We start from the raw sequence: 22,822 nt of genomic DNA, 5'->3' as shown, positions 1-22,822 counted from the left end.
CGAAGCACAACAATATAGCGATTGTGCTTCGACTCCATTTTAAAAATTCCAATTCATTTTTTTAAAAGAAATATCTTCCTTACCGACCCAGTCGTTCAATTGGATCGTACGCGCCTAAGTCGGCTCCAATTCATTGGCCGCATAGATCTGCGCCGCCTCCCTGACCGACCCAAACCCATCCGCGTTCTGCAGCACAATACCCAGCAGGTACGGCGGATACGCAGTTTGGTTTTTATCGAGTTCATTTTTGTTTGGCAGAAAACGCTACATGCTATCAATTCTTGGTAGCCAGATTCTGGGGCATGTTAAAGACAGTCCGGGACTCATAGTGTCGAGAAGGAATGTGACGTTGAGCGAAGGCAGTACAAACGAATAGTACAAACGAAAAAGCCCGCGAACTCTAACTAACTGAATTCATGGGCTTTTCTAGATGTAGCGGTTAAGGGGATATTCGAAAGGACTCGCACCAGCAATCTCGCAACCGAGGCCCCGGAATACAAGGGCTCCAGCGGTGTCAATTGCGCAAAAGCATTCGCACGCCATTCCCACGAGCATCAGCATGCACCTCAATACGCGTGCGCATCACACGTAAGAAAAAAGGGGACAGATTTATTTATACCATCGCTGAGAAAAAGCCAATCACCAGACAGCAAAAAACCATCTCATCGGCGGCTAAGCCTCTTAGAACTGACCTTTAGCGATTAAGCCTCAGCTCCTCCGACGTGTGAGGCTTGAGCCAACCGCCCAAGGGCATTTGTTGCCGTTTGCCAGCCCAGCCCACAAGTCCAGAATCGCTCCGGCATGCCAGCATCAAAACGAACATTGACGCGTTCTTTGGTGGCTACCGATTTGCCCGCCCCTGCTTGGGTTGAGCATTTCCCTCGCCTGAGCTTTGCCAAATAATCCCTTAAGCACCTCACTGGCTAGTTTGGCCTTAGCAAAGTCCTCAGCCGACCATTCGGGGGCAAAAGGGGACAGATTTATTAATATTTGGAGGAACCCACTGGGATCATCGCGTACTACCGCGAAAAAGGGACCGGTAAAGAGAAGGTAGTGAGAGCAGAGAATCAGAGTATGCCGCGACGATTACGCTGTTATATGCTACGAAGAAAACGGCAAAACGTGCAGTAGATCGAGGATGGAACAGACCTGAGGTCAAAAATAACCCGGAAGGTTTGGCCTTAAAATGGCTAAAGCCATCTGTTCTGGACTACGAACCCAAATTTTATAGGCCATCACCAACCCAGTAATTTTATTTGCAGCGACTGCCTTATAGAGGTATTCGTAGCCCTGTACTCGGACGAAAAACCTAAGTATTCCATCGCTCAACGTAAAAAACTCATCGTGGTCTAAATCCAAAGCTTCTGAGGACTCAAGCAGCTTTCGATAGTAGAAGGCAATTTCGTCTTGGTCGTCCCCCCCTTGAGCACCTATCGGTAGCGTCATATCCGGCCGACCGTTAAATCCTTCGTGTGCAACCTTGTGGCATTCGTAACACAGCGTAATTCCGTTGCCGAGTTCATATCGCGCCTGCGAAAGCAATGTTCTTCTAAAAATATGATGCGCTTGGACCCGATCGTCAGAATTACAGACGACACACTGGTGTGTATCCCTAGCTCTGATAAACCGACTCCAAAGCGCAAGACACCATCTATCTGAGCGGTTGTTATCAATTGCTCTATAGAGCCTATCTCTAAGCCTGATCAACTTTTCCTTATCGATAACAGAGATTTTCGAACAACTCACAACTCGCTCCTTGATCATCGTAGATTGATTGCGCCCGCCAGCCTCGTACTGCGCAGCTCCAACTAGAGATATATTTATGTTGAAACAACACCGAAAGGTAGCAAAAAACGGACAGCTTTATTTATACGCTCGCTGACAAAAAGCTAATCACAAGACAGCAAAAAGCCGCATCATCCGCGGCTTATTTGCCTTAGGCCTTCAGTTCATCCGGTGTATGCGTCTTAAGCCAATCAGCCAAGGCGGCATTCATTCGCGTTTGCCAGCCTGGTCCGGAAGCCCTGAAACGCTCCAGCACGTCAGCATCAAAACGAACATTAACGTGCTCTTTAGTAGCTACCGACTTCGGCCGCCCGCGCTTGGGCTTGAGCATTTCCTTCGCCTGAGCTTTGCCAAACAATCCCACAAGCACCTCGCTGGCTGGCTTGGCCTTAGCAAAGTCTTCAGCCGACCACTCAGGGTTCGCTGTATCGACCTTCTCAGGATTGGGTTTCTTGGTCATAATTTTTGACCTCCCGTTTGTTGGCTTTACGAAAGCTGATGACGTGGACCGCGTCCCCCCGTGGGGTGAACACTACGACATGCAGCCGATCCCCTATGTATCCCATCGCTCGATAACGACACTCACCGTAGTCGAATCGATCATCTTCCACGATCAAGGCCGTAGACCATTCAAAGTCCCGCACTAACGCAAACGGGAGTCCGCGTTCTTCAACGTTACGAGCGTCTTTGGCTGGGTCATAGGTAATATGCATGTGATTATCGTATCCACAATAAATCATCAACACAAGGTGCGCGTCGAAAGCCTACCGAGCGTGCACTCGGGTTACCACCGATGATTGGCTGGCTGGGCTTGAGAACCCGCCAAGTACCTGACAAGCATCCCTGATAAACTGTGCCCCATTCGCCTCGCTGACTCAGATCCCCCATGTCCCTACAAACCGCCCCGCTCTCCCGCCGTTTCTCCGTCGCCCCCATGATGGATTGGAACTACTAATTCCACAGACCTTGTAATACGAGCCTCGCAGCGCATCATAGGAATCCACGTACCACTTTCGTACCAATACCAATCCGAAAGTGTGGGTACACTTAGCTCGCTGTCCGCCGCGATCATGTGCATCCACTGCTATGCTTAATGTGTTTCTCAAGGAGCAGGTCACTATGGCGAGCGAGTACTCATTGGCGAACACGCTGGAAAGAGTCTATGAAAATCAACTGGCACTGGAGGCGGCAGTTATGGAGCTGACTCTTTGGGCTGAGCAGCAAAACGCTTCAGATCTGGCTGGGAACGTGCGGGGAGCGCTTGAAACCATTGGTGAAAACGCTGGGCATATCAAACAAGGTCTAGCTCGTTTGAGAGGTGCGGATCAAACGTAAATGGCAATAATCCATTAAGGCGCCGCTCATGAGTGAGGCTAGAGGCCCAAAATCAACCCCGAGGCTTTCTCCCCATCGTCGTCGTAGGCTCGCACAGCCCATCAGCGTACATGAAACGTCCAAAACCCCGATTCAGGAGCAGGGCCGGCCAGCCTTGACGGCCAGGCTTGGCTGACACGTAAATCACACGATTGATCCGTCGAAGCACGCTATCAAATTCTTCAAGGGTGCCTTATGATGCAAACACGTCAAAATTTGGCGCGTTTCGATCCTAAGCTAGAGGTGTCAATGATTTACTCCTTCGGGGCGACAAACTATTTCTCTTTCAAGGAAGGTATGGAGATATCTTTTGAGCTCTCTGCGAAGACTCCTAAATCTATTTCTAACGGTCTCAAAACGTCGACAGTGCTTGGAGTCAAAGGCGCTAACGCGTCTGGAAAAACCAACGTACTAAAAGCTCTATCGTTCATTTCACGCTTTATAACTAAGTCTTTTTTTCTTAAAGAAAATGAAGAACTTGGGTTTAAGAGTTATTTTACAAACGAAAACCCCAGTGAATTCTATGTTGACTTCGAGTTAGACTCAGTCAGATACTCTTATGAGTTAACCGCCACTTCAAAAAAAGTAATTCGTGAAGCTATATATAAAAAATTACAGAGAAAAACACTTCTAGTTGAGCGTAGAAACAACAAAATAGCTAAACGAATTGAAGAGCTTTCAGCTATAGATCTGGTAGAGCTGAAGTCTAATGCATCTCTAGTATCTACAGTCCTTCAGTACAAGTTAAAAAGCACGAACTCAGACATAAAAAAAATATCTGAGTATTTCTCAAGCTTCTCTGGAAACATGACTGCTTTAGGTGTCGTTCCCGATGAGTATGTATTCGATCAAGGCTCAGCATCCGAGTTTTACGCTACTAACGACGAAGCATTTGAATTCACCAAAAAAATCCTTCGAAATAGCGATCTAGGGATTGATGATATTGTTCTGCATAAGTTTGAAAATCCTGCTGGAAAGACGGAACATCTCCCAATCTTCCGCCACAAATTAAGTGATGGATCTACGAGACATTTGACCTCTTATGATCAATCTAGTGGAACAATGGCGCTTTATAGAAGACTGGGCATTTACTGGTGCATGTTAGTCACGGGAGGCGTACTCATGATGGATGAGTTTGATCAAAACTGCCATCCCATGCTGCTACCACAGCTTATAGACCTTTTCCAAGACCCTAGCATCAACACTAAAAATGCTCAGTTTCTGTTCACGGCACACAACTCTGACATTATCGATTACCTTGGGAAGTACAGGACTATTCTTGTGGGGAAAGAGTCCGGTGAAAGTTTCTCATACCGACTGGATCAAATTCCAGGGGACTTGATTCGAAACGATCGGTCTATTGCTGCTCTATACCGAGAGGGTAAAATTGGAGGAATTCCCCGCATATGAGTAAATCAAGGAAATTCGGGAATAGTAGAACAGCTGGATTTATCGCTAGTATTCCAGCCATCAGTATGGAGAGCTCAGGGATTATTGAACGTTGTAAATTTAATTTCTCTTACCTTGATTTGAGCAAACCTGAAGCATTGCAGGATGAACTATCATTGGTCTTCTTCAATGAGATGTTTGAAAAATTAAAGCATTACTCCATGTACCCGATTGCACATTGGACTACAGAAGCTGCCGGTCGAGGGAACGGCACAATGTTGGAAATTTACGGTTCTTTCCCAAAGAAATCTGATTTTGTGCACCCTACTAGCGTACCTCACGACGCTATCTGGGGCAGATTCAGAATGGACAGAACTGTTCGACTCGCAGGATTTTTCGTTCCAAACGAATTAAATCATAAACTCTGCGCGAGGGAAAAATTCCGATTTTGTACCAATACCTTCTATGTCGTCTACGTGGATTTACACCACCGTTTTTATGTCACCAAGTAAAATTGCCCACGCTATATAGAAAGTTCCATAAAGAGAACCTTCTATATAGCCCTTCACAATACTAGCTCAAAATGCAAAGCGCCCATTTCGGTCGTACCCACTGTTGCTATACCTTATCCTGAGCGTTCCCTATGACGACCGAAGGGTGCAAAGAATTTGAGCACCTCAGCCAATTTCCGCTCTGTGATATCGCTTCCAGCTGGAGGACGTTAACTGGCGTGTCGGTACCACTGAGTTCGAATACGTAAAATCATTGAGCGATCATAGAAGTGTCACGTCCTGTGGGGGTTTCAACTTTTTATGTTGACCCCTGGGGAGCGGGTTAGGAGGGTTAGTTTTTTTCCGGGTGTCATGAAAGCCTTGTTTGTTGCGGCTTTTCGAAGGGTCGGCAAGGTTAGCTTTTTGGTTAGGTCTGGTTAATTCCTAACCTTTATTAGTGTTAAATATCCAAGATATTAATTCTTTTAAAAACAGTCACTTACGAATTACTAACCTTCAACCTAACCCAACCTAACCCATCAAAGTTAGGTCTCAAGCCCAACAAACATGGGCCTTCCAAGTCACAACACCCCCCCTCAAAAAAAACTAACCTTTTTCCCGAGGCACCTACAGAATTCAGCCGTCCGTGCGTGCTTAATAAGCGTTGCGCAAAACATCCACCCTTGCAGGGTTCCGCAGGTTTCTGGCCCCTCCAAAACGCCATGCAAGCGCCCAGCCTGAGCCGCCGAGAGTGGTCCGCAGGGGCGCAGAAAAATCGACCCATTTAGCCTGCAGGCGAGGTGGGGGGACGACGGCGCGCGCCAGGTGCAGACCATCCTACCGACTGCCTGTAGCACGTCACTACCCCGGAATGGTTTTGCACGCCAGTTCCCCGAGCCGTATACAGCTCGTCGGCTCAAATCGCGCCACATTAAAACCTCGATTACTGTACACGCATACAGTGCTCGAGATTTTGCTATGGACGTTGATTTGGACACCGATGATTGGCTCGGTTGCCCCACTCCGCTGGAGATGTACCAGCACCAGTGCTCAATCCTCGTGGATGAGCTGGTCGAGACCGAGCGCATGCTGCGTCGAGCGCGGGCGAATATTGCTGGCTTGGTGCAGATGAATGATCTGCTGATGACTGGAAAGGCCGAGACAGAAGCAAAGCTCGCTGAGGCACTTGAAAAGATAAGCACGCTGGAAGAGCAGTACTCGTTTGCCTCGGTGCAAAGCGTGAAGATTATCACCGGGCAGCGCGACCATTTGCTCAGGGAGAATCAGCGACTGCTGGTCGAGCTTAGCGTTTACAAGCAGCCATTAGCCTAACTCGTCGGCATAGGCCGCTACGGCTTCTTCGGTCAACTCACTTCACTCACCATCATCAATCAGGCCTTCTTGCTTGAGGTCGTTAGCCAGAGCCAGACGCGTCTCGTAGCGCTCCTCAGGTGTGGCCAATATGAATGCGGGATCATTGCGGAGTGCAAACCACGCCTCCATTGCGTTCACCTGATCAATGTTAGTCGCCATAACGAATACCTCGGGCCAGTGTCTACATTTTAGAGATAGGCCGGGGACCGGCTGTTCATCGGCGCCGAAGAGTGGAGATGCTTATGTGCGGGAGACTTTCACAGTACCGGGGAATACACGACTTTGTTGCAGCGCTGAGTATGCCCAACGCCCTGGCGAACTCGGTGGGTGATGGGCCGATAGAGCGCTACAACGTGGCACCGACAAACGCCGTTGCGCTGCTGCACCTGCAAGGCGATCGACTACACGCCGACCCGGTGCGCTGGGGATGGCGGCCACACTGGGCGAAAGACAGGGCGGCGCCTATCAACGCACGCGTAGAGAAAGTTGCTCATGGTCCGTTCTTCAGGGCGATCTGGCCGCACAGGGCGGTCACGCCAATTGATAACTGGTTTGAGTGGGTAGACGAAGGCGGCTCCAAGAAGCAGCCCTATCTGATCCGCCGGCGAGATGGCGCACCGATATTCTGCGCGGCCATCGGCCAGCTACCTGACGCAAATGAGGGCCCAGGCGAGCATGACGGCTTCGTGATTATCACCGCCGATAGTGCCGGTGGCATGGTGGATATTCACGACCGAAGGCCCGTGGTGTTAACCCCGGATCTGGCCCGTGAATGGTTGGACCCGGCAACGCCCAAGGAACGCGCCGAGCAGATGGTGTTGTACCAGTGTGAGACACCCGAAGCTTTTGATTGGTACCCGGTCACGAATAAAGTTGGTAATGTGAAAAACCAAGAGCCGAATCTAATAGAAAAGTTATAAACTTGAATACGCAAATTACTCTTCATCAAAACTACGCAAAAGTTTTTTTAAAGACTCCACATCAAAATATGGCGGTGAGCTCTTTTTTAAGTACTCTTCATTTTTTTTCATATCCATTTTTAAACTCGGCACCCCAGTCCCCTTGTATTTTTTATCAACCAGCGCCGTCAACAAAACCATCGAATTCGTTAAGGTGGTGAGTGCTTCGTCCAACACCTCTATCATTTGTTCCGTCATAACGTGCAATGCTACTAACTGTCCTGCACCAACCACCTTATATAGGTCCAGAAGATCATATGAATCTTTTCTAGCCAAACCTGAGCTTTTTACCGTAGACCTAAACTCATCCAAGCTGAGATTACGGTTACTGAAATTTTCAAAACATGCACGATACCTAGCCTCTGCCAAGAAAATATTATCTATTAGCGAGGCATCCTTTACCGACAAGGCAACATCAATCACACGCGTATCAATTCGATCCACCACATTAGATCTAACTGGTATTTTTGATATATCAAGGAATCGTGCTTTTTCTTTAAGACTGGGATATATATTATGTTTTTTTATTGAATACAGCTCATTAGTTTGCATTAATAAGTGAATAGCGGTTTTGTGTATCACGGAAATATCAGCCTTCATCTCCCTTTCTTTCTCATTCTTCCGTTGAAATATATAAGAGCATACCGCGCCGGCGATTGCGCCTCCAAAACCTGCAGCCACAGGTCCTCCCACATCTTTGAGAAACGCGACCATTACCGGGCTTATCATTAACGAGATATCTGGTGTAAAGGCCAGTACTGCGAGAAACAGAAAGAAAATAAGGGAAGCGCCGATAAGCACACCCATCGCTAGTGGAAAAAACATCTGCTCCATGCCCCCATGCTTGATTCGGATGAGACATGTTACAGAGAGTCAAGTTTGGAAAGCATTATTTTCATACAGCTATTTTATCCCTTCGCTAGAAGTTCAAACGGTTTGAAGCTGACAACCTCTTCACCCAACCACTCGTTTACCTGGGCCAGCCTGGCCTGCAAGGGCTCCAGCTCGTTGACCGCCCAAACTTCAGCAGCCTCTCGCAACGACCCGAAGCCGCCTGCGTTCTGCGGCACGATGCCCATCAACTGCGGTGGAATGCGCAACGCCGCGAGCAAATCGTCGCGGCTGATGTTCTTGATCGAACTGAATTCGTCCTTGGCAGCAACCTCGCTCACCGGGATGAGCTGGATGCCGTCCTTCTTCCCGGCCGGCGCGTACACGAATAGGTTGCGAAAGTTACCTGGCCCTTTCGAGTTCTTCAGTGCGGTGCGCAGCGAGTCAATGTCTTCTTCTTTCTGCGCTGCGTCGGTCATGTACAGGATGAAACCGGCGTGACTGCCGTTGTTGTAGTACTTGCGCCGAAATAGCGTGGCGCTCTCGTTGAGCAGCGCGCTCTGCAGCGCTGCCAGCCACTCCGGCAACCCATAGATCTCTTGATTGATATCGGCCTCACGTAGGTGGCAGATCGAACCTGGTGCAAACTCGTGCTCATCCTTCCAGCCGCGTACCTGGTAATAGGTTTCCATGTCGATGCCTCGGCGTATGTACTTCGCCAGCGGCGGCAGCAAGCCCATGGTGTTGCGCAGCATGTTGTTGCGTTTTTCCAGGTAGCAGTTGCCGCACCAGAGCCAATCCAGGGCGAACTGTTCAAAGGCCTGGCGGCTCAGCAACCGGTGAGGAACGAACGTGCGGGCGAGCATGTTGCGCTTGAAATTGAGGCCGGACTGCAGGTACACGCTGGCGCGGGTCGTTTTGGCTAACCCATCCATGGACATAGGTGTTTCGAACCAACGCCCATTGGCCCAGCATTCCAGATAGTCGAGGATCTCCCTGCTATCAAGCACAGGCGCCGGGTCACCGAAGGTGAACGCCTCGATCGGGCCGGATTCCGGCGGGAGTACCTCCCCTTCAGCAGCTGGCAGAACGGTGGTCAGTTGGGTTTCGCGCTTACGTCTGCTCATCAATAGGACTCCATAAATCCGGTATTCGCCGTGGTCTGCCCTTCAAGAGGCTCGTTATGCAGGGCGTGGAAGGTCGCCCACGCCAAGTCGGCATGGCCTGTCTCGTCGGTGCGACCGGCCGTATAAGTGAACTGGCGCCCGGAGGCGGTGACTGTTTTGCGGATAGCCATCAACGACTGCGCCATATCCGTCCATCCAGCATCGAACTCCAGGCGACCGTTCTTGATGACGTCGTACGCCTTCAACACCAGGCGCGTTTTGACTTCGGGCGAGTAGCTGAACGTGGTGATGTTCGGGAAGAACTGCTTGACCAGCTGCGCCACGCCGGACCCCATGCCCGTGATGTCGATACCGATGTAGGTCACCCAGTAACGTTTGGTGACCTGGCGGATCGCTTCTGCCTGGGCGGCGAAGTCCATGCCCCGGAATTGGTGCCTCTCCAGCACCCGGAACTTGCCGCCAGGGACTGTTGGTGGAGCAATTACTACCAATGCAGCGCTGTCGCCGTTCTCGGCTGGGTCATAGCCAACCCAAACCTGGCGATCCCCAAAAGGACGCGCGGCAAACGGCTTGTAGTCCTCGGCCCACAGATCCCAGCTGTCCACCATGCAAGGCTGCAGCATCGCAAGCGGGAAAATGCTGGCCCCGTCGTCGATGAACTGGCACATCAGCAAGTTCTGGAAGGCCTCGGCATCGTATTCCTGGCGCAGCTCGTCCAGGTCAAACAGGTCGCACCCACGGTCCTCGGCGTCGAGGATGGTGACAATCTGCCGCCAGACCCGGTCTTCACACAGCCGGCCCTGCTGCAGAGCATCGTGAGAGACGTCGATTTTGACCCGTTGCGCCGCTGGCTTACCTTTGTTGAACCGCTCACCGGTCCAAAACGTATAGGCCTCGTGGGCCATGCTGGAAGGCGTCGAAAAGTAGGTTCGGCGGTATTGCTTCTGCATCGCCATGCCGCTGGCGACCTTGTTCAATTCCTTGAACTTGAAGGTCCAGAAAAATTCGTCGAAGTAGAAATTCCCGTGGTAGCCCTGGGCCGTCCGAGCATTGGTACCGAGGAAATGCAGCTCGGCGCCATTACCAAGAATGATCGGGTCGCCCGTCAGCTCAACACCGACTACCTCCCGGGCAAAGGCCTGAATGTAGGCCTTGAAAATGTGTGCCTGGTTTTTCGAAGCCGACAGGAAAATCTGGTTACGACCTGTCGTCAGCGCATCGATCAGCGCTTCACGGGCGAAATAGTAAGTCGCGCCGATCTGCCGTGACTTGAGTATCGCGCGGGTTCGCTGATTGCCTGCTTTGTACCAATCCAGCTGATACCCGAAACAGCCGTCAATGAACGCTTCGGTCAGCTTTTCAATGTGTTCTTCGTCGAACTCGTTACGTTTCGGCGCCTTCTTCGGCCCCTCATTGCGTTTCGCCAGGTTCGGATTCAACTCGGTTTCGGTACCGCCGTTGTTGAAGCGCTGGATACGGGCTTGCCGCTCCAGCTGGCGATGCAGGAGGTCAATTTCCTTGTAGTCAGATCCTGACTTGGGATCTTTCAGGATCAACTGAACCAAGCGGGCTTCGGTCGCTGCCTGAATGCGTTCCAGCGGCGTCGCCCGGTCCCATTCGTCCCGAGCCTTCCAGCTGTGCAGCGTCTTTTCCTTCTCCCCTATCAGCTCGGCGATCTCGCACACGCGATAGCCCTGCCAGTAAAGGTGCTTGGCATGGCGGCGGTGATCGGTGGGTAGGTCGACGATGGCATTCATGGCGCAGATGCTGCCGCCCGCGCGCGAACAGTTCCCCCTCCGCCCCTTGTAGATCAACGATCTACAACAGCGCCTCGTTGCCCGTCGCGCCCGCGCTCAACAACATGCGCTCATCGCCAAGGCAGACTGCCACCGCACTGAGGGATTCACGCATGGCCGGCAAAACCGACAACCCAGCCAAGAAACAACGCTCCAAGTTCTTCCGCGTCGCCGTTGAAGGCGCCACCACCGATGGTCGCCAGATCGAACGCCAATGGCTTGTCGACGCTGCCGAAACCTACAGCCAAAACACCTACGGTGCGCGGGTTTGGATTGAGCATATGCGCAGCTTGCTGCCGGACAGCCCTTTCCGCGCGTATGGCGATGTGGTCGCTCTGAAGACGGAAGAAGTCGAGATTGCCGGGGCCAAAAAATTGGCCTTGTTCGCGCAAATCGAACCGACCTCCGACCTGATCGCCATGAACAAAGCACGGCAGAAGCTGTACACCAGCATCGAGATTCGGCCGAAATTCGCCGACACCGGCCGCGCCTATTTGGACGGCATCGCCGTTACCGATACCCCGGCCAGCCTGGGCACTGAGATGCTGACGTTCAGTGCCCAGCACCCGGACATGAACCCGCTGACCAGTCGCAAACGCGATCCCGGCAACCTCTTCTCTGAGGTCGTCGAGATTGAACTTGAATTCGAAGAAGTTGAGGACGAAAGCGGCAAAGTCGCAGGCCTGTTTAGCCGCGTTCTCGACCTACTCGGCAAGAGCAAGGACAAGGAAGGCAAGGACGCCGCTCTATTCACTGAACTCGGCGAGGCTGTTGAAGCCATGGCCGAGCATGTCGCCGGTCAGGGCGAAGCCTTTACCGCCGAAAAAACCGCCCGCGAAAAGCTGCAGACCGCTCACGAGAAGCTGTCTGCCGACTTCACCGCGTTGGTTCAACAGCTCGAAAAAACCCCGGACACCACCGGCCAGAAACCGCAGTACTCCGTTCGCCCGCCGGCTACGGGCGGTGACGGCGCACTCGTCACCGACTGCTGATCCAGATCACGGACAACACCCAGCCAAGGAACATCGGAGAACACCATGCGTAACGATACTCGCGTTCTTTTCAACGCTTACCTGCAACAACTCGCCCAATTACACGGCGTGAGCGACGTCACCACCAAATTCACGGCCGCTCCCTCCGTTGCCCAGACGTTGGAAACCCGTATGCAGGAGTCGAGCGCGTTTCTCAGCTCGATCAACGTGTATGGCGTGTCCGAACAATCGGGCGAAAAAATCGGTATTGGCATCGACGGCACAATCGCCGGCACCACCGATACCACTCAGCAAGACCGCGAGCCGCGTGACCCTACCGGCCTGGACAACCGTGGGTACACCTGCACCCAAACCAACTTCGATACCGGCCTGCGTTACCAGAAGCTGGATCAATGGGCCAAGTTCAAAGACTTCCAGGCGCGTATCCGTGACGCCATCATTCGGGCTCAGGCGCTTAACCGGATCATGATTGGCTGGAACGGGACCAGCCGTGCGGCGACCTCCAAACCGGACATCAACAAGCTGCTGCAGGACGTCAACGTCGGATGGCTGCAAAAGATGCGCTTGGAAAACCCCGCGCGCGTTATGAAAGAAGTGGTCGACGGCAGCGGCAAGATCCAGATCGGCGCGGGCAAAGACTTCGAAAACATCGATGCCCTGGTCGTCAGCATGGTCAACGAGTTCATCGAGCCCTGGTACCAGGAAGACACTGACCTGGTGGTGATCTGCGGACGCCAGCTGCTGGCCGACAAGTACTTCCCGATCATCAACAAGACCCAAGCGCCAACCGAAATGCTCGCGGCCGATATCGTCACGAGCCAGAAGCGCATCGGTAACCTGCCAGCGGTGCGAGTGCCTCACTTCCCGCCGAACGGGCTGCTGGTTACCCGCCTCGACAACCTGTCGATCTACTGGCAGGAAGGCACCCGCCGCCGCACGGTGGTGGATAACGCCAAACGCGACCGTATCGAAAACTACGAGTCGGTCAACGAAAGCTATGTGATTGAAGACCTGGGCTGCGCTGCCATGGCCGAAAACATCACCTTGAGCTGAGGCCGGAGACCATGACAAACCCATGCCGCCATCACTTCCAACGCGTCACAGCAGCCATAGCAGCAGCTGCTGTGGCCGGTCCGGCCATGACAATGGAAGGTTCAACTGTTTACGAGCTGCACCTTGCAAAGCTCCAGCAGGACTATCTGCGCCTGAAACAGGTGCAGTCGATTGAAGGAAAGGCAGAGCTAAAACGGCAGCTGCTGCCTGAATACATACCGTACGTGCAGGGCGTTCTCGCCGAAGGAAAAGGCGCACAAGATCAGGTGCTCACCACGCTAATGGTCTGGCGAATGGATGCCGGTGACTTTGCCGGCGCCTTGGACATTGCTGAGTACGTGATCAATCACTCGCTGCTGATGGCTGACCGCTTCGAGCGCACCACCGGCACCATCGTCGCGGAAGAAATTGCCGAAGTGGCGTTAAAGGCACAGAAAGCCGGCGGCACCTTTGACCTGGATCTGCTGCTACGGACCGAGCAGATCGCGGGTAAAGAGGACATGCCTGACCAAGCCAAGGCCAAGCTACACCTGGCTCTAGGCAAAGCGTGTGCAGAGAAGGTTTCCGACGATGACACCTCAGAAAACAAGGTGATCGCCATCGGCTACCTGGAATCCGCAAAAGACTATCTGGCTCGCGCCATTGAACTGCACACCAACTGCGGCGGCAAAAAGGATTTGGAGCGTGTTGAGCGTCTCCTCAAAAAATACGCTGCTCCTGCAGCTAACTGAGCGTCCCCACGCACCCCGCCGGCTCGGGGCGGATCGGCCAGGCCGCTCCTCCTGAACGTGAAGCCCCGACCACCGGCGATCTATTTTCGAGTGCAGTCTCATGAGCGCATTTGTTGCCAGCGGCGCCGTCGCCAGCGGCCACATAAACACCGACCCGTTCTGGCCGTCGATTGATCTGGACAACCTGCGCGCCACTCTGCGCATCGACTCCAGTGTCACCACGGCCCGCCTGGAAACCGCCGTGATCGCTGCCGCCATCAATCTCAACCGCGAGTTAAGCGACTGGCGCGCCATTCAACAAGCGGCTGGTTACACAACGCTGGACTCCGTCCCAGGTGACCGCATCAAGGACGTATCGGTGAAGGCCCACCTCTACCGTCGTGCCATCGAAGCCGGTACCGGTGCCGAGGTGTGCGAGCGTTACCGTGACTACAGCGCCACCAACACTGGAAACAATAAAGCCGAGGAAACCGCCCCTACCATCGACGACTACCGCCGCGACCTGCGCTGGGCAGTCCGTGATTTTCTCGGAAAAAGCCGCACCACCGTGGAGCTGATCTGATGCCCGTCACCATCCGCGCCAATCAAAGCGAAACCGTCGACGCGCTGTGTTGGCGGTATTACGGCCGAACCGCGGGCGTCACCGAAGCGGTCCTGCAGGCGAACCCCGGCTTGGCTGATCACGGCCCCGTCTTGCCGCACGGCCTCCCCGTCAACATGCCCGAAGCCCAAACCAGCGCGCCCCAGCGGCAGATGGTGAACCTATGGGACTGACTCCCTGCAACCAAGGAAACCCACACCATGGCTGATCCGACTTCCAGCGCCGTGACCGGCCTGCTTATGGGCCTGGGCCTGGCAACTGTGACGCCGATTATCGACGGCGAGGCGTTGTTTGGCGCCATTCTCGGCGCGTGGCTGGTGACCAGCACTAAGCATGACCTCAAGGTCTGGCAGCGGTTGGGCTCCCTGTTTCTGTCGGCCGGCGTTGGCTATCTGTTCGCGCCGATGGCCTTGCAGGCTATCCCGTTCATCACCAGTGGCGGCGGCGCGTTCCTCTGCGCCCTGGTGGTCATCCCGATCAGCATCAAGCTGATGGTGTGGGTGGAAAAAGCGGACATCTGGGACATCTGGCGTCGCATCCGAGGGGGCAGCTGACATGCCAAACATCGAACTGGCCGTGCAACTGATCACGGCAATCGCCTACTTGCTGAGCGCCTTCCGGTTGGCCTGCTACACCCGAGGCGCATCCCGGTACCGGCGCAGCATCTCACTACTCGCCAGCCTGTTCGGCTCTGCGCTGTGCATCTGCGGTCTGGAAATACTGCTGTACCGCCAGCCCACCAGCCTCTGGCAAGCCGTCTCCATCGTATTGCTTTGCACCCTGATTTTCCGTTCACGCGGCAACGTCGCCGCCCTGCTGAGGCCCAGCGCATGACCACCACCCTTCGCCACGGCGACCGCTCGCAGGCGGTGCTTATCCTGCAAAAGAACCTCAACAGGCACGGCGCCAAACTGGTGCCCGACGGCCACTATGGCGACGCCACAGAGACGGCTGTCCGTGCATACCAGGTGAAAGTTGGTCTGGTAGCCGATGGCGTCGCCGGCACCAAGACCCAGGCCAGCCTGGCCGGCGGTGACTGCGCCCAGTTGCTTCGCAACAGCGACCTCGTCGCCGCAGCCGAACGCCTGGAAGTGCCACTGGCAAGCATCTACGCGGTCAACGAGGTCGAGTCCAAGGGCAAAGGCTTCCTCGACAACGGCAAGCCTGTGATCCTGTTCGAACGGCACGTTATGTACCGCCAGCTCGCCAAGGTTCGACACACGGGCGATGACCCCGCAGAGATCAAGCGCCATGCCGAAGAACTCGCCGCAACCAACCCCGCCCTGGTCAACCCGAAGGCCGGTGGTTATATCGGCGGTACCGCCGAGCACCAACGTCTGGCCATGGCCCGTCAGATCGACGACACGGCCGCACTTGAATCCGCCTCCTGGGGCGCTTTCCAGATCATGGGGTATCACTGGGAGCGCCTTGGCTACGCGAGCGTGCAGGACTTCGTGGCGGCGATGAGTGCCGGCGAATCGCAGCAGTTCGACGCTTTCACCCGTTTCATTGAAACCGACCCTGTGCTGCACAAGGCGCTGAAAGCCCGCAAATGGGCCGAGTTTGCCCGGCTATACAACGGGCCGGACTACGTGCGCAATCTTTACGACACCAAGCTGCAGCGCGCCTACGAGCGGCACGCAGGCTGTGAGTGCGGACAAGGGGTGGCGGCATGATTGACTTCGAAGCAGTGGAGAAACTCCGCGTGCGGGACGGGGATCTGCTGGTGGTCCCGGAATCGACCGAACAAGACGACATGTTACGGCTGGCCGAGTGCATCCAGTTGATGAACAACGCCAGGGCCGTGATCGTACGCGGCCCGATCAAGCAGCTCGACGCCGCAGCCATGAACAAACTCGGCTGGTACCGCGCGTGAGCAACCTGCGCCAGGCCCTGTACGGCATTGCCCTGCTCGGTGCCCTGGCGCTGCTGATCTGGGGTCAGCAACAGCGCATCAATACCGCGGAAAGCCAAACAGACCTGGCAAAGAGTGCGGCCAAGACGGCCCGCGAAGATGCCGACCGCAATCTGGCGACTGCCACCACGCTCACCGCCACCCTGAAGCAAGAGCGCGAAAACCAGTCAGCTCTGCGCGCCCAGCAGGATCAACTGCGCCTGGCCCTGGCAAAGCGCGCACGAACCATAGAGGAACTGAAACGTGAAAACGACGAACTACGCGACTGGTCTGATCAGCCTTTGCCTGACGTTGCTCGCCGGCTGCGTGAGCGCCCCGCCCTCACCGGCGCCGCAGCTTACCGTGACTGGCTGTCCGGCCGTGGTGCCGTGCAAGTTGCCAGCGACAAGCCCAGCCAATAACGGCGACCTACTCACCGACGAAGACCGCGCCGAAGCCGCCTGGGCCGATTGCGCCGCCCAGGTCGACATGGTCTACAAACACCAGCAGGCCCACCCATGAACAAGCCCGAGAGCCTGCGCTCTCACCTGCTGGCCACCGTTACCGAGCTGCAGCACAACCCCGACCTATTGCTGATCTTCATCGACAACGGCAAGGTCCGCTGCACCGCTGCGGCAACCCTTTCCTTTGAGTACAGCTACGATCTGCAGATCATCTTGACCGCCTTCGCGGGGCACCCTGACAGCGTGATGCTGCCCGTGCTGGGATGGATCAGCATCAACCAGCCGGAGCTGCTCGAAAACTACGAAAAAATGCAGAACGGTATCCAGTTCGAGGCCGACATCCTCGACAAAGACAAGGTAGATCTCGGCCTCACATTGCGCCTGACAGAGCGGGTGGTGGTAGGAACGGACGCTCAAGGCAACACCACCGTGAAGCATGCCGGCGAGCCGCAGCGAGTGGCGGGTTACCTCGATCCGAATTGGGTGCCAGGTTCCCAGGGCAACGCCAGTGAATGGGTAGTGCCTGATGACAAATAAGCTGGAAGCCCTGGAGACCTGGGCGTCCGGCCTGCTGGAGCAACTCCAGCCAGGCGCCCGTAATCAACTCGCCCGCTCCATCGGTCAGGAACTGCGGCGCAGCCAGCAAAAGCGGGTACTGACACAACAAAACCCGGATGGCAGTAAGTTCGCACCACGGAAAAAGCGGGACTTGCGCGGTAAGCAAGGCCGCATCCGGCGCAAGGTTGAGATGTTCAAAAAGCTGCGTACCGCGACGTACATGAAAGCCCGAGGCGATAGCAACTCCATTACAGTGGGTTTCACCGGCAGAATCTCCCGAATCGCCAGGGTTCACCAGTTCGGATTGAAAGACCGCGCGGAACCTGGCGCGCCGGAGGTGCGCTACGACCAACGTGAGATGCTGGGTTTCACGGAAGCTGATTTAGATTTAATTAAAGATAGCCTGCTGAGACAGATCAGCCTTGATTAAGCCTCTATCTAACCTCGTCAAAAACCAATTCATAATGACTTCCATGAACTCTGGCCTTGAAGATAGCGAGGTGCGCTAGGGATTTGTCTGCTTCAATATTTTTCATAAGTGACAGCTCTGAGTCTCCTTGCATTTTTGCACCAATATAAATAGCCCTCAAGGCATCAGAAGGAAATTCAAAGAGAAACACATCACCCTGAGCAGTTGAAGTTATAGTGTCAGCGTCTATAAGCGCCTTTATTATCCGCCACTCTTTCTCATAGCTCCAATGCGTGCTTTTTGTCAAACCCAACTCCTCTACAGATGTATTGGACAAATTAATAGCAGGTCGGAGCTCGCTATAAATCACTGGTTTCAAGTGCCGCAAATCGTCATTGACGCTTCTGCGCTGATTGAAAAAAGGGGACTCAGAATCAAACTCAAGTACAAAGCCTCTATGGCAGTCTGCGTAGTGCGCCCACATCAGTAGATCATCGTGCTTTTCAGACAAACAAAGGACACCTAAAGCTTTGTTCATCTCCTCAATGATTTTTTCCTGAGCATAACCAGCTTGAGCCTGGATTAAAGCACTTCCATCCGAAATTTTTGATAACAAAGCATCTTTCATATACTCATTAAATTGAGCCTTCGAGATTGTTAGCTTGATATCGTCATCGAGCGCATCGTATTGGACCGAAAAATCTTTATTCGCCTCATCTATAAATCTCTGCGAGATATTCTCAGGCGCATCTATACGTTCTATAAAAGGAAGAAACTCAAAAGGATCATTAAAAGAGGATGGTTGTGAAAAACGAATCAACCGACTTTGAAGTATAGCAGCGCGATCCGGTCCAAAATATTTAAACAAACGCATATATAGATTCCTTAGTGGATGGCATAAATCTTAGCCTTTTAAATGTATGGCGTCACTTTACAAGGTGTAGCGTGGGCTTTCGGGCGCGCGCTGCACCATTATCGGCGCCATGAACGATCTCGCCGCCCTCGCCCGCCTGCTCGAAAACCTGATCCGCTTCGGCGTCATCGCCGCCGTGCAGATGGAGCCCCCGCGCGTGCAGGTAACAACCGGAAAGCTGACCACCGCCTGGCTTCCCTGGCTCGCATTGCGCGCCGGAGCTGACCGCGAATGGGACCCGCCCACTATCGGCGAACAGGTGATCCTGCTCAGCCCATCGGGCCAGCTCGCCAACGGGATCGCCGTGACTGGCGTATTCAGTGACCTCGTCCCGGCCAACGGCAACCGCCCAGGCCTCCACCGTCGTACCTACTCCGACGGCACGGTGATCGAATACGACAGCGAGGCCCACCACCTCAACGCCACGTTGGCCGACGGCGGCACCACCAATCTGATCAGCACCGGAGGCATCAACCTAGTCGGCGACATCACGCACAAAGGCGACTACAACCAAACCGGCAATCAGACCGTCACCGGTCGGGTTGACGTGTCGATTGACGTGGTTGCAGCCGGCGTCAGCGTGGTCAAACACCCGCACACCGGCGTCAAGGCCGGCGGCGACCAATCCGGGGCGCCCATCCCATCATGAACCGACATACCGGCGGCGCCATCAGCGAGCGCGAGCACATCAGTCAGTCGATCACCGACATTCTCACCACTCGCATTGGCACGCGTGTAATGCGCCGTGAATATGGCAGCTTGGTGCCCGAGCTGGTGGATCACCCCTTCAACGACGTCAACCGTCTGCGCGTTTACGCCGCCACGGTCATGGCCCTTATGCGCTGGGAAACCCGCATCAGCCTGAGCCGCGTGCAGTTCGCGGGAGCAAACATGCAGGGCCAGGCCTCGATTGATCTGGAGGGCACTGTGGTGGACACCAATGAGCCGCTGAGCCTCAGCGTTCCCCTGCAGCTGGGAGGCAGTGTATGAACAGTTTCGCCGCCATAGACCTCAGCCAGCTGCCGCCGCCGCAGATCGTCGAGCAGATCGACTTCGAACAGATCCTGGCCGAGCGAAAGGCGTACATGATCAGCCTCTGGCCTGCCGATGAGCAGGCCCAGATCGCGGCACGCCTGGAGATAGAGTCGGAGCCGCTCACCAAGCTGCTGCAGGAAAACACCTACCGCGAAACTGTATGGCGTCAGCGAGTCAACGAAGCATCGCTTGCCAACCTGCTCGCCACCGCGCGTGGCACTGACCTTGAACAGCTGGCCGGCAACTTCAACGTCAAGCGCCTCGTGATTCAGCAAGGCAAAGCCAATGCCGTGCCGCCTATCCCTACGTTGATGGAAAGCGACGACAGCCTGCGCGAACGTGCGCAGATGGCTTGGGAAGGGTTGAGCACTGCCGGCCCGCGCAACAGCTACATCTTCCACGCCAGGGCAGCGGACGGTCGCGTAGCCGACGCCACAGCCGAAAGCCCCTCGCCTGCCGTCGCCGTGGTCACGGTTCAGTCATTGCTGGGCGATGGCACGGCGCCCCCCGAGCTGCTTGCCGTCGTCAACGCTTACCTGAGCGACGATGACCGCCGGCCGGTGGCTGACCGTCTCACCGTCCAGGGCGCGCAGATCCTGAATTACCAGGTCAAGGCAAAGCTCTATTTGCTGTCGAGCGGTCCGGAGTCGGAACCTATCCTGGCTGCCGCACACCAGCGCCTGCTGGACTACGTTCATCAACGGCGCCGCTTGGGCATGGAGGTATCGGAATCGGCCTTACACGCCGCTCTCCACGTCGAAGGCGTGCGCAAAGTCGAGCTGGAGGGCTGGGTAGATATTGTCGCGACCAAAGCTCAAGCCCCCTACTGCACCGGCATCACATTGAGCCGAGGCATTGAGTAATGGGCATGCAGCAGCTGTTACCGGGAAACGCGACGTCGGTTGAGCGTCAGGCGGCTCAGGCGCTCGCACAGATCCAGCGCGTCCCCATTCCTTTGCGACAGCTCTGTAACCCGGACACCTGCCCTGTCGACCTGTTGCCCTATCTGGCTTGGGCTTTCTCGGTTGATCGCTGGGACAGCAAATGGACGGAGGCCGCGAAACGCGCAGCCATTCGCTCATCGCACTACGTCCATTCGCGCAAAGGCACCATCGGCGCTCTGCGCCGCGTAGTGGAGCCGCTCGGTTACCTGATCGAGGTGCTGGAGTGGTGGCAAACAAGCCCCGAAGGGGTGCCAGCCACTTTCGCCTTGAAGGTCGGGGTGTTGGAAACCGGTATCACCGAAGAGATGTACCAGGAACTGACCTGGCTGATCGACGACGCCAAACCGCTCACCCGCCATCTGACAGGCTTGGTGATCAGTCTGGAAACCACCGGCCCGGTACATATCGGCGTCTGCATCACCGATGGCGACGAAATTGACGTGTACCCCCCAATGCAACGCGACATCGAGGTCAGCGGATACGTTCGCCTGGGCGGTCGTGAACACCACATCGACACCATGGATATATACCCATGACAGACCAAAACAGCCAGTTCTTCGCCATTCTCACCGCTGTAGGTAAGGCCAAGCAGGCCAATGCTGACGCCTTGGGCGTTCCCTGGACCTTCTCGCAAATGGGGGTTGGCGATGCCAATGACACCTTACCGGTCCCTAGCGAGCAGCAAACACAGTTGATCCGTGAACGCAGACGCGCCCCGCTGAATCAAGTGAAGGTTGACCCAAACAACGCCAACATCATCGTTGCCGAGCAGGTAATTCCTGAAGAGGTCGGCGGCTGGTGGATACGTGAAATAGGGCTCTATGACACTGCGGGCGACTTGGTAGCCGTGGCGAATTGCGCACCCAGCTTCAAGCCACTGCTAAGCCAGGGTTCTGGCCGAACGCAAGTCATCAGGATGAACCTGATTGTCAGCAACACGGCAAACATTGAGCTGAAAATCGACCCCAGTGTCGTCTTGGCGACCCGGGCCTATGTCGACGGCAAGGTGCTTGAAGAAATCAACAAGCTCGACAGCAAGCAATCTGTACGCGCCGCGACCACAGCGAACATTACGCTCGCCGGCCTTCAGGCTGTCGATGGCGTCGCCATGGTAGCGGGTGATCGTGTACTTGTGAAAAACCAGGCTGGCGCAAAGGACAACGGTTTGTATGTTGTCTCCGCTGGTGCTTGGGCGCGCACCGCGGATGCGGACTCGAACGCAGAGGTCACGTCGGCGATGCTGGTCTCTGTTGAGCAGGGCGCCACATTGGCCGACACACGCTGGCAGTTGATCACCGACGGGGCCATTGTTCTGGGCACCACCCCACTGACTTTCCAGAACGTGACGCAAGGGTTTGCACCGATCAACTCGCCAGCGCTCGTTGATCCCTCAGCCAACACACCACCGCTGTTCGACAGTTCAAAATCGCTCGCGACGACAGAGTTTGTTGCACGTTCGGCCGGTAGCTTTGGCGGATCTATAAGCATTGCAGCCAGCAGGGTGCTGACTGTTAGCGATATTGGTAAGCGGCTGGAGTTGGCGGCCGGCGTAACCGTGACACTGCCGGCGACGGAATCCGTTCCCAATGGCGCGGCGGTGTTGATATCTGCGGGGCCACAGTCCACCACTTCCCGCGTAACTGTTGCAACTGGTGACCAGTTGGCGATGAGCAACTTGGCCGTGGCAGTTCCTTACACGCTTTCTCCCGGCGGAGACTTCATCGCTATACGTGAATCCAGCGTATGGCGTTGTCACCTCGGCAGCGAAACGCTGCGAACTGCATCAATTTTTGCCGCTTCTTTGCAGGCTAACGGCTACCAGAAACTCCCCAGTGGCCTGATTATTCAGTGGGGCTACAGAACTACCAGCGCGCTATCAAACGTTTACACAGCCGACGTAGTAACGTTCCCAATCGCCTTTCCTCAAGCAACCTTGTTCAGGGGTGGCTCATTTGGTTCGGGTGCAGATTCCACCTGGCTCTCCTACACGCTTGAAGTTACGCAAAATCCTCGAGCCTCTATGACTATCAGGGCGGCCAGTGGCTCACCCCTCGCTGGGCAACCGTTCAGCTGGTTCGCCATCGGCTGTTAAGGAGAAAATC

31 protein-coding genes and 1 pseudogene are annotated in these 22,822 nt (G+C 54.9%); 23 read left to right on the top strand and 9 right to left on the bottom strand.

Annotated features, from left to right (window positions below; translation table 11 throughout):
* Window positions 1-117: 117 nt before the first annotated feature.
* From OC445_RS05315 to OC445_RS05295, 4 genes and pseudogenes are all read right to left on the bottom strand, one after another.
* Window positions 118-216: pseudogene (locus OC445_RS05315) on the bottom strand (capsid portal protein); the annotation flags it as partial.
* Window positions 217-1,155: 939 nt separating this feature from the next.
* Window positions 1,156-1,746 carry an HNH endonuclease gene (locus tag OC445_RS05305; RefSeq protein WP_198791501.1) on the bottom strand — a complete coding sequence of 197 codons (591 nt, stop codon included), beginning with the start codon at window positions 1,744-1,746 and terminating at the stop codon, window positions 1,156-1,158.
* 190 nt (window positions 1,747-1,936) lie between these two features.
* Window positions 1,937-2,245, bottom strand: a complete 309-nt coding sequence (locus tag OC445_RS05300) for a BrnA antitoxin family protein (RefSeq protein ID WP_198791500.1) — start codon at window positions 2,243-2,245, stop codon at window positions 1,937-1,939.
* Window positions 2,223-2,498 (bottom strand): BrnT family toxin, encoded by a 276-nt coding sequence (locus tag OC445_RS05295; RefSeq protein ID WP_233097373.1) that lies wholly within the window; start codon window positions 2,496-2,498, stop codon window positions 2,223-2,225. The genes OC445_RS05300 and OC445_RS05295 overlap by 23 nt, the downstream gene beginning before the upstream one ends.
* Before the next feature lie 406 nt (window positions 2,499-2,904).
* On the opposite strand from OC445_RS05295, the gene OC445_RS05290 reads away from it, so the two are divergent.
* The 4 genes from OC445_RS05290 (at window position 2,905) to OC445_RS05275 (ending at window position 6,371) form a co-directional block, all read left to right on the top strand.
* Window positions 2,905-3,120: a hypothetical protein gene (locus OC445_RS05290; RefSeq protein ID WP_262020006.1), complete on the top strand. Its 216-nt coding sequence runs from the start codon at window positions 2,905-2,907 to the stop codon at window positions 3,118-3,120.
* Window positions 3,121-3,357: 237 nt separating this feature from the next.
* Complete coding sequence (locus tag OC445_RS05285) at window positions 3,358-4,569, top strand: AAA family ATPase (RefSeq protein WP_262020005.1); 1,212 nt, start codon at window positions 3,358-3,360, stop codon at window positions 4,567-4,569.
* Window positions 4,566-5,060: a hypothetical protein gene (locus tag OC445_RS05280; RefSeq protein WP_262020004.1), complete on the top strand. Its 495-nt coding sequence runs from the start codon at window positions 4,566-4,568 to the stop codon at window positions 5,058-5,060. Before OC445_RS05285 ends, OC445_RS05280 begins: the two co-directional genes overlap by 4 nt.
* Before the next feature lie 957 nt (window positions 5,061-6,017).
* Window positions 6,018-6,371 (top strand): hypothetical protein, encoded by a 354-nt coding sequence (locus tag OC445_RS05275; RefSeq protein WP_262020003.1) that lies wholly within the window; start codon window positions 6,018-6,020, stop codon window positions 6,369-6,371.
* Window positions 6,372-6,413: 42 nt separating this feature from the next.
* Here OC445_RS05275 and OC445_RS05270 read toward each other — a convergent pair whose 3' ends face one another.
* On the bottom strand, window positions 6,414-6,572 hold the full coding sequence (locus OC445_RS05270) for a hypothetical protein (protein ID WP_262020002.1): 159 nt from the start codon (window positions 6,570-6,572) through the stop codon (window positions 6,414-6,416).
* Between the two features lie 83 nt (window positions 6,573-6,655).
* Between OC445_RS05270 and OC445_RS05265 the strand changes: the two genes are divergently transcribed.
* Entirely contained in the window at window positions 6,656-7,333 is a 678-nt protein-coding gene (locus OC445_RS05265; protein ID WP_262020001.1) for an SOS response-associated peptidase family protein, read from the top strand.
* A 15-nt stretch (window positions 7,334-7,348) separates the two neighbouring features.
* Here OC445_RS05265 and OC445_RS05260 read toward each other — a convergent pair whose 3' ends face one another.
* The 3 genes from OC445_RS05260 to OC445_RS05250 all read right to left on the bottom strand — a co-directional run bounded on the left by OC445_RS05260 (window position 7,349) and on the right by OC445_RS05250 (window position 11,087).
* Window positions 7,349-8,206: a hypothetical protein gene (locus tag OC445_RS05260; RefSeq protein WP_262020000.1), complete on the bottom strand. Its 858-nt coding sequence runs from the start codon at window positions 8,204-8,206 to the stop codon at window positions 7,349-7,351.
* Window positions 8,207-8,280: 74 nt separating this feature from the next.
* On the bottom strand, window positions 8,281-9,330 hold the full coding sequence (locus OC445_RS05255) for a phage portal protein (RefSeq protein WP_262019999.1): 1,050 nt from the start codon (window positions 9,328-9,330) through the stop codon (window positions 8,281-8,283).
* The gene (locus OC445_RS05250; protein WP_262019998.1) at window positions 9,330-11,087 is read right to left on the bottom strand and encodes a terminase ATPase subunit family protein; all 1,758 of its coding nucleotides are present in this window, start codon (window positions 11,085-11,087) and stop codon (window positions 9,330-9,332) included. Before OC445_RS05250 ends, OC445_RS05255 begins: the two co-directional genes overlap by 1 nt.
* A gap of 152 nt (window positions 11,088-11,239) precedes the next feature.
* Here OC445_RS05250 and OC445_RS05245 point away from each other — a divergent pair, with 152 nt between their 5' ends.
* The 13 genes from OC445_RS05245 to OC445_RS05185 all read left to right on the top strand — a co-directional run bounded on the left by OC445_RS05245 (window position 11,240) and on the right by OC445_RS05185 (window position 17,849).
* The gene (locus OC445_RS05245) at window positions 11,240-12,118 is read left to right on the top strand and encodes a GPO family capsid scaffolding protein (protein ID WP_080520522.1); all 879 of its coding nucleotides are present in this window, start codon (window positions 11,240-11,242) and stop codon (window positions 12,116-12,118) included.
* 45 nt (window positions 12,119-12,163) lie between these two features.
* Window positions 12,164-13,171 carry a phage major capsid protein, P2 family gene (locus OC445_RS05240; protein ID WP_127882315.1) on the top strand — a complete coding sequence of 336 codons (1,008 nt, stop codon included), beginning with the start codon at window positions 12,164-12,166 and terminating at the stop codon, window positions 13,169-13,171.
* Between the two features lie 11 nt (window positions 13,172-13,182).
* A complete protein-coding gene (gpM, locus tag OC445_RS05235; RefSeq protein WP_197900476.1) occupies window positions 13,183-13,902 on the top strand; it encodes a phage terminase small subunit in 720 nt (239 codons plus the stop codon).
* 100 nt (window positions 13,903-14,002) lie between these two features.
* Window positions 14,003-14,464, top strand: coding sequence for a head completion/stabilization protein (locus tag OC445_RS05230; protein ID WP_220382875.1), 462 nt, complete (start codon window positions 14,003-14,005; stop codon window positions 14,462-14,464).
* Complete coding sequence (locus tag OC445_RS05225) at window positions 14,464-14,676, top strand: tail protein X (protein ID WP_220382874.1); 213 nt, start codon at window positions 14,464-14,466, stop codon at window positions 14,674-14,676. The genes OC445_RS05230 and OC445_RS05225 overlap by 1 nt, the downstream gene beginning before the upstream one ends.
* A gap of 27 nt (window positions 14,677-14,703) precedes the next feature.
* Window positions 14,704-15,057, top strand: coding sequence for a putative holin (locus tag OC445_RS05220; protein WP_014717568.1), 354 nt, complete (start codon window positions 14,704-14,706; stop codon window positions 15,055-15,057).
* Between the two features lies 1 nt (window position 15,058).
* Complete coding sequence (locus tag OC445_RS05215) at window positions 15,059-15,337, top strand: phage holin family protein (protein WP_014717567.1); 279 nt, start codon at window positions 15,059-15,061, stop codon at window positions 15,335-15,337.
* The gene (locus tag OC445_RS05210) at window positions 15,334-16,179 is read left to right on the top strand and encodes an N-acetylmuramidase domain-containing protein (protein WP_220382873.1); all 846 of its coding nucleotides are present in this window, start codon (window positions 15,334-15,336) and stop codon (window positions 16,177-16,179) included. The genes OC445_RS05215 and OC445_RS05210 overlap by 4 nt, the downstream gene beginning before the upstream one ends.
* Window positions 16,176-16,379: a hypothetical protein gene (locus OC445_RS05205; RefSeq protein ID WP_044462233.1), complete on the top strand. Its 204-nt coding sequence runs from the start codon at window positions 16,176-16,178 to the stop codon at window positions 16,377-16,379. The genes OC445_RS05210 and OC445_RS05205 overlap by 4 nt, the downstream gene beginning before the upstream one ends.
* Window positions 16,376-16,819 carry an Rz-like lysis system protein LysB gene (lysB, locus tag OC445_RS05200; protein WP_262019997.1) on the top strand — a complete coding sequence of 148 codons (444 nt, stop codon included), beginning with the start codon at window positions 16,376-16,378 and terminating at the stop codon, window positions 16,817-16,819. The genes OC445_RS05205 and lysB overlap by 4 nt, the downstream gene beginning before the upstream one ends.
* The gene (lysC, locus tag OC445_RS05195) at window positions 16,725-16,919 is read left to right on the top strand and encodes an Rz1-like lysis system protein LysC (RefSeq protein ID WP_262019996.1); all 195 of its coding nucleotides are present in this window, start codon (window positions 16,725-16,727) and stop codon (window positions 16,917-16,919) included. The genes lysB and lysC overlap by 95 nt, the downstream gene beginning before the upstream one ends.
* The gene (locus tag OC445_RS05190; RefSeq protein WP_220382871.1) at window positions 16,916-17,398 is read left to right on the top strand and encodes a phage tail protein; all 483 of its coding nucleotides are present in this window, start codon (window positions 16,916-16,918) and stop codon (window positions 17,396-17,398) included. Before lysC ends, OC445_RS05190 begins: the two co-directional genes overlap by 4 nt.
* Entirely contained in the window at window positions 17,388-17,849 is a 462-nt protein-coding gene (locus OC445_RS05185; protein ID WP_262019995.1) for a phage virion morphogenesis protein, read from the top strand. Before OC445_RS05190 ends, OC445_RS05185 begins: the two co-directional genes overlap by 11 nt.
* Window positions 17,850-17,853: 4 nt before the next feature.
* Here the strand turns inward: OC445_RS05185 and OC445_RS05180 are convergent, their stop codons facing one another.
* Window positions 17,854-18,702, bottom strand: a complete 849-nt coding sequence (locus tag OC445_RS05180) for a DUF2971 domain-containing protein (RefSeq protein ID WP_220382869.1) — start codon at window positions 18,700-18,702, stop codon at window positions 17,854-17,856.
* 109 nt (window positions 18,703-18,811) lie between these two features.
* On the opposite strand from OC445_RS05180, the gene OC445_RS05175 reads away from it, so the two are divergent.
* Genes OC445_RS05175 through OC445_RS05155 form a run of 5 tightly spaced genes read left to right on the top strand, consistent with a single transcriptional unit; the run spans window position 18,812 to window position 22,812 of the window.
* Window positions 18,812-19,390 carry a phage baseplate assembly protein V gene (locus tag OC445_RS05175; RefSeq protein WP_262019994.1) on the top strand — a complete coding sequence of 193 codons (579 nt, stop codon included), beginning with the start codon at window positions 18,812-18,814 and terminating at the stop codon, window positions 19,388-19,390.
* On the top strand, window positions 19,387-19,731 hold the full coding sequence (locus OC445_RS05170) for a GPW/gp25 family protein (protein ID WP_127882326.1): 345 nt from the start codon (window positions 19,387-19,389) through the stop codon (window positions 19,729-19,731). Before OC445_RS05175 ends, OC445_RS05170 begins: the two co-directional genes overlap by 4 nt.
* Window positions 19,728-20,639: a baseplate assembly protein gene (locus tag OC445_RS05165; RefSeq protein ID WP_220382867.1), complete on the top strand. Its 912-nt coding sequence runs from the start codon at window positions 19,728-19,730 to the stop codon at window positions 20,637-20,639. The genes OC445_RS05170 and OC445_RS05165 overlap by 4 nt, the downstream gene beginning before the upstream one ends.
* Window positions 20,639-21,256 carry a phage tail protein I gene (locus OC445_RS05160; RefSeq protein WP_220382866.1) on the top strand — a complete coding sequence of 206 codons (618 nt, stop codon included), beginning with the start codon at window positions 20,639-20,641 and terminating at the stop codon, window positions 21,254-21,256. Before OC445_RS05165 ends, OC445_RS05160 begins: the two co-directional genes overlap by 1 nt.
* Entirely contained in the window at window positions 21,253-22,812 is a 1,560-nt protein-coding gene (locus OC445_RS05155; protein WP_262019993.1) for a phage tail protein, read from the top strand. Before OC445_RS05160 ends, OC445_RS05155 begins: the two co-directional genes overlap by 4 nt.
* Window positions 22,813-22,822: the final 10 nt, after the last annotated feature.

Source organism: Pseudomonas sp. Pse35, assembly GCF_024519715.1.
GTDB lineage: Bacteria > Pseudomonadota > Gammaproteobacteria > Pseudomonadales > Pseudomonadaceae > Aquipseudomonas > Aquipseudomonas paracarnis.
The sequence above is the reverse complement of the archived record's forward strand: the minus strand, read 5'-3'. Positions and strand labels throughout refer to the sequence as shown.